Below are 6,255 nucleotides of genomic sequence, written 5' to 3' on the forward strand. Positions count from 1 at the left end.
GAATGTAAGTTTTCGCTCAATGTGTTGTGCTTCTTGACGCATATTCATAAAAAAATAAGATAATTCTTTATCACGATGCCAAGTTTCTAAAATTCGATTAAATAAACGATTACTTCTATTTTTCCATTCATAAAAATCTCGTTCCACATGTTCCTGGGTTTGAATTGCAAATTGATTTCGATCCTGTTCTTCGAATACACTTTGTAGTTTTTGATTCAATTGATTAATTTGTTTTTCAATATCTTGACTCATCTTTTCCCCCTACCCTTTTACTTTTATCAGATAGTCACATTAGCGAAAGGTATTATGAAGTTCATTATCCATTCTCTCAAACTCGTTAGCTACCGAGTGAATATTATCAATCGATTGTTGAAAGGCAGCAAGAAATTGTCTCGTCAAATCTAAGACTTGYTGATTCGCTTCTTGTGCTTTKAAATTARCAGATAATGTTGTACGCGTCGCCTTTGTTATAGAACGACTGGTTGCACTTTGAATCCTATCAGAGGCTGATCCCATTTTCGTAGCAATTTGCGTTGCTKTTTGTAAATTACTTTGAAATTGTCCCATTCTTTCAAAYCCTTTCTATAMGTTTTCCAAAYGYATYAAAGAAATCTCATTATATATCCYTATCAATATCACTCGCTRGGCATGCAATCAAATRAGCCATACAATATAAGCTGTATGGCTCATTTGAAATGCTTGTTATATAGAGTAWRACAATTTTTATTTCAAACCGAAATTACGTGATAATTCTTCATCATGAGAAGCAACAGCCTCTGCAGTTTTATTMAGCTGCAYATTAATTTCTTGTAATAGCTGTGCRAAGTTTTGTACYTTTGGCTTTAATTSATTGAACTGTTGRTCAAAACCTTCRAAAGCACGWCCTTCCCATTCTCCTCTTAATTCATTTTGTAAGTTTTGTARTTGACKTAAAATRTCCTCAATTTGATTTGCACCTTGTCCATATCGAGCCGCTTTCAATTTAAGCTCCTCTGGTGACATACGAATTTGTCCAGCCATTTTCATTTCCCCTTTAATACATAATGAGCAAAATATACATTGGTTAATTTTACTAAATATATTATAAAATATTATTCTGAACTTTTAAACGTTTTATCTTTCTGTTGAATATTAGAATATTAATATTCAATTCTAATCATTACATATTCTACTTTTTCTTGCTTTACAAGATTTTATGCAAAAAAGACCACCAAAAGGCAGTCTCACAACTGAATCATAGTACCCATCCCACGCTCCACCGCTTTCTCATACAAATACTTCGCGACGATAATATCTACTACTGCTAGACCAACTGATTTAAAAATAGTAATCTCTTCATCGTTCTCTCTACCAGCTTTTTCCCCGCTTATAATTTGACCAAGTTCGGCGTGGATGTCGCTCGCTTCAAATAATCCTTCTTTTATAGGAACTTGAAGGTCACCCGTTTCTTCCAATGCTGCTTCTTTTGATTCAACTACTACTTTGTTTGCGTTAGCGATGGCGTGAGATGGTAGTTCTTGCATGCTCGGTCTGAATGAACCGACGGCATTTATGTGGACGCCTTTTTTTAGTGTTTCTGTGAAGACTGGTGTGGATGCATTCGTTGTTGTGACGATGATGTCTGCTTCGCTTATTGCTTCATTTGGACTTGCATAGACGTAAGCTGGTTTGTTAAATGTCTCCTGTATATATTGCGCGAATGCATACGCTTTTTCTTCCGTTCGATTGTATAAAATGACTTTTTCGATATTTCTAACCGCGAATACTGCTTCTGCAATTCCTTTCGCCTGTTCACCGGTTCCGATAATACATAAAGTTTTTGCGTTATGACGAGCTAAATGTTTTGTCGCTACACCTGATAAAGCGCCTGTTCGGATCATCGTTAAGTACGAACCTTCTAAAAGTGCGAGCGGTTCTCCCGTTTGAAAATCTGATAGCATAACGATCCCGTTTATCGTTTTCTTTCCTATCTTTTTATTATGAGGAGCTACTGTTACTACTTTTAAGCCGAGTGCTTCAAGTCCTTCCGCTACTGAAGGCATAATTAATGCGGTATTTTGCTCGTTCGCAAATGGTAATGAGCCGCGAATTGGTGTAATCGTTCTTTCTGCTGAAAATTCTTTTAAAGCAAGCGCCGCGTATTCAATGACTTCATTCATATTTACTAAGTTTTTTTGTTCGTTCGCGCTTATGACTAGCATATTTGTTCACCCTTTTCTAAATTCTTTTCTTCACTAGATGTGATATTTTCATTCACGACCTGCGCTCCTACTAAATCACCCGTAATATTTACAACTGTGTGGCCCATATCAACGAGCGGAGAAACCGCCGCAATGATCGGGATAATTGTTAGCGGGAGCCCTAGTGTAGAAAGTAAAATGGTCGCGGTAATAACGTCCGCACCTTTTACTCCAGCGCAGCCCGCTGCAAGGACAATTCCTAAAAATACAGTTTGCAGAATAAGCCCAAATGTAATCGGAATACCATATACGTTTAATGCGAAGACCGCTAAAACACCGAGCGCTGCTGATAGTCCGTTCATATTAACAGTAGCTCCAAGTGGAATGGTGAAACCAGCTACCGATTCAGGGATACGAAGTCTTTTTTGCGCTACTTCCATCGTTACCGGAAGCGTTGCGCTACTTGATGTCGTACTAGCAGCTACGAGCATAGCTGGACTCACTTGTTTGTAGAAATGAATTGGGCTTATTTTCCCGAAAACTTTCAGTACAATTGGGTACATAATGAACACAATGAGTAGCAATGATAAATAATCAGCTACTACATAGCTAACGACCGCAGTAAGCATGTCAGCTCCAAATGTGCCAACTACATGAGCAATTAACGCCATAATTCCGTATGGGGCAAATCCGATAACGAGCTCTGCAATTTTAATCATGACTCCTGATCCTTCATGCACTAATTTACGAATTCCTTTCGCTTGATCCCCAAGAAGAATAAGTGCCACCCCGACAAAAATAGCAAAGATAATAATTTGAAGCATACTCGTTTCTGAAGCTGCTTGAATGACGTTAGAAGGAAACCATTGCACGATATTATCTACAAAACTAAACTTCTCTTCTTTAAAGTTCTGCCCATTCGCAAGAAGACCTTCTACTCCTTTACCAGGGTTGATAATAAAAGCGATCACTACGCCAATGCTTGTCGCTAATACCGCTGTGACTGCATAGTAAATAAAAATTCTGCCGCCAATCGCCCTTAACATTTTCGGATTTTCAAGCTGCGCGATACCTGAGACGATACTTAAAAAAGTTAAAGGAACAATAATCATTTGTAATAAGCGAATAAATATATCCCCAATCGGCTTTAAAACAGCTACTTTCGGTCCAAATGCTATACCTAAAACAATACCGATTAATGCCCCTATCAAAATTTTCACAGGTAAATTTTGTTTTCGCCACCACTTCATCCAAAGGTCCCTCCCTTAAGAAAACATTAAGCTAACAAAAACCCCCGATTCAAATCATCCCTCGGATCTACAACAAACTGATGGAATCCTGTAATAAATGCATTTCCCGTTACTTTCGGAACGACTGCTTCATATTTGTCTACCTCTGTTACCGACAATACTTCTCCCTCAAATTTGCCGTCAGTAATGCATTCGTGGATGAAAATCTCTCCTTTTTGTAAGGCATCTTTTTCAAAAAGGGTTGCGATTCTTGCGGAAGTTCCTGTGCCGCAAGGGGAACGGTCTACTTGCCCATCAGCAAAGATCGTGACATTTCGTAAAGTAGCGTCTTTTTCTTTCGGTTCATCTGAGAAAATAACGCCGTATATTCCTTTTAAATCTTCTTCAAGTGGATGTTTTACTTCCATTTGACTCTCAATGTAGTGCTTAATTTTACCGCCCCACGTTTGAATAGCAGCTAAGTCTTTGAAATCGACTTTCAAACCAAATTCTTTACTATCCACTACAGCATAAAATGCTCCGCCAAACGCGATATCTACTTGAAATTCATAGTCATCTATTTTGATAGGAACGTCTTTCTTATATACGAACGAAGGAACGTTTTCAAATGATACGGATTCAACTTCGCTTCCGTTATATTTTGCGTACGCAATAACTTCCCCAGCAGGGCTATCAATAATGAATTTTTGTTTTTCACCTGTCACTTCAAACATACCTGTTTCAATTCCAACTGTAATAACAGCAATAATGCCATGACCGCACATCGTACTCCAGCCTTCATTGTGCATAAATAATACGCCAAAATCAGCGTGAGGACTTGCAGGCGGAGTAATGATACAACCGTACATTCCGTGATGTCCCCTCGGTTCATACATAAGAATCTCACGAAGATGATCCAAATGTTCCATGCAGTACGCGCGTCTTTCTAGTTGCGTTTCTCCCTTTATCACTGGCACTTCGCCCGTAATAATTCGAAGTGGTTCCCCAGCTACGTGAGCATCAATTGTTGTGTATATTTTACTAATCTTCATTTCTATCTCTCCTCTATATATTGATACTATTTTTATTGCAATTATCATGCCAAAGTGTAGAGCGTTAATTTGTTTACATTTTTCTGAAAAAGGTGTATCCTTTTGGCAACAAATCTGTATACCACTGTCTACTTTTTTATAAATCCCCTACTCATTATTACGGGATAAATTCTTTTGGAGGCCACGTTATGAAACAATTCGATAACTTTGCAGTTCCAACGTTACATACACTCCTCTCTTACGTGGAAGAAGCGATTTCTATCGTAAATACGAAGGGCGTTATGTTGTACTGGAATGAGGCAGCAGAAAAAATGTATGACATTAAGAAAGAAGATATTATCGGTAGAAATGTGCAAGAGTTTTTTTCAAAAGAAGATATTATGAATTTAAAAGTTCTTAAGAGCGGGCAACCGGTCCGGGATATTTATCATCTTCCTCGGCCAGATAAGCACGTCTTAATTAGTACGACTCCTATTTATGACGAAAGCAATGAATTAATTGGCTCTATGTCTGTAGAACGAGATATTACTGCAACGATTAAGTTAAATGAAAAATTATCCTCTACTTCTGAAGAATTACAGCAATTAAAGCAACTGATTCAACATCAACAAGATGACCCCTTCAGCACGATTAAAGGAAATAACGCAACACTTCAGCACATAATCCACAACATGAAAAAGGTAGCGAAAACAGATGCGACGATTTTAATTACAGGCGAAAGCGGCGTTGGGAAGGAACTCTTTGCCCAGGCCATTCATGAAGCAAGCCTGAGAAGTAAGCAATCTTTTATCCCGATTAATTGCGGCGCTATTCCTGCCGCCCTATTTGAAAGTGAGTTATTTGGTTATGAATCCGGAGCATATACTGGAGCCGCTAAGGGCGGAAAGGCAGGAAAGTTAGAATTAGCAAATGGCGGCACTTTATTTTTAGACGAAGTGGGAGAACTACCGCTTGATATGCAAGTAAAACTACTTCGCGCTTTACAAGAAAAAGAAATTTACCGAATTGGTGGGCAAACGCCGAAAAAAATAAACGTAAGAATTGTCGCCGCAACGAATCGTATTTTAGAAGACATGGTGCTCAGCGGGACGTTTCGATCTGATTTGTTTTATAGATTAAATGTTTTTACGGCGCACATCCCGCCGCTGCGAGAGCGAACAGACGATATTTCCTTTTTAACTCATCATTTCTTAAAGGAATTTTCTTTTAAATATAACAAGCCCGCTCCTTTCGTTCATCAAGAAGCAATGAACAGGCTACATACATATTTTTGGCCGGGTAATATTCGCGAACTACGCAATATAATAGAAAGATTAATTGTCCTTCATGACGGGAAAGAAATACGTGAGGCAAATATTTTGCAGCTATTGCCTTCGCAAAAATCTGTCTATCATACAGAGCGCTCACTCACTGATGAGAAAAAGAACTTAGAGAAAACTAGAATTATACAAGCTCTCGAAGACACGTACGGAAACAAAAGCATCGCTGCGAAAAAGTTAGGAATGTCCCGGGCTAACTTATATAAGAAGCTGAAAAAGTATGGGATTACTTATGAAGTAGAGCGATAATCAGCGGTGTGTGTATGTTCATAAACCAATAAAAAAGTCATTTATTCATAGTGTGTAAAATTCATTGTGGAATTCAAGCCACATATTCGTTCTTGGGAGGTGCTGTGGCACCTCCTTTTCTTTTGCAACAAACGGGCCAGATTGTGGAGGATCTCTTCTGAAATAATTGGATATTAAGGTTAAAACAGATGAACATTATGAAGTAATGTACTTAAAACTATAAGAC

Annotated in this window: 7 protein-coding genes; 1 reads left to right on the top strand and 6 read right to left on the bottom strand. The window is 38.3% G+C overall.

Annotated elements, in window-relative coordinates:
* The 6 genes from AC1DTM_RS16290 to AC1DTM_RS16315 form a co-directional block, all read right to left on the bottom strand.
* Positions 1-252, bottom strand: a 252-nt coding sequence (locus tag AC1DTM_RS16290; RefSeq protein WP_477000487.1) for a DUF3958 family protein, incomplete at its 3' end; no start/stop codon positions are given.
* A gap of 39 nt (positions 253-291) precedes the next feature.
* Entirely contained in the window at positions 292-567 is a 276-nt protein-coding gene (locus AC1DTM_RS16295) for a TIGR04197 family type VII secretion effector (protein ID WP_477000488.1), read from the bottom strand.
* Positions 568-723: 156 nt separating this feature from the next.
* The gene (locus AC1DTM_RS16300; RefSeq protein WP_477000489.1) at positions 724-1,020 is read right to left on the bottom strand and encodes a WXG100 family type VII secretion target; all 297 of its coding nucleotides are present in this window, start codon (positions 1,018-1,020) and stop codon (positions 724-726) included.
* A 203-nt stretch (positions 1,021-1,223) separates the two neighbouring features.
* A complete protein-coding gene (locus AC1DTM_RS16305; protein ID WP_016103874.1) occupies positions 1,224-2,201 on the bottom strand; it encodes an ornithine cyclodeaminase family protein in 978 nt (325 codons plus the stop codon).
* Complete coding sequence (locus tag AC1DTM_RS16310; RefSeq protein ID WP_016103873.1) at positions 2,195-3,430, bottom strand: dicarboxylate/amino acid:cation symporter; 1,236 nt, start codon at positions 3,428-3,430, stop codon at positions 2,195-2,197. Before AC1DTM_RS16310 ends, AC1DTM_RS16305 begins: the two co-directional genes overlap by 7 nt.
* A gap of 26 nt (positions 3,431-3,456) precedes the next feature.
* A complete protein-coding gene (locus AC1DTM_RS16315; protein ID WP_477000490.1) occupies positions 3,457-4,509 on the bottom strand; it encodes a proline racemase family protein in 1,053 nt (350 codons plus the stop codon).
* A 140-nt stretch (positions 4,510-4,649) separates the two neighbouring features.
* On the opposite strand from AC1DTM_RS16315, the gene AC1DTM_RS16320 reads away from it, so the two are divergent.
* Entirely contained in the window at positions 4,650-6,029 is a 1,380-nt protein-coding gene (locus AC1DTM_RS16320; protein ID WP_477000491.1) for a sigma-54 interaction domain-containing protein, read from the top strand.
* Positions 6,030-6,255 lie beyond the last annotated feature (226 nt).

The organism is Bacillus sp. P4_D3, from assembly GCF_056401855.1.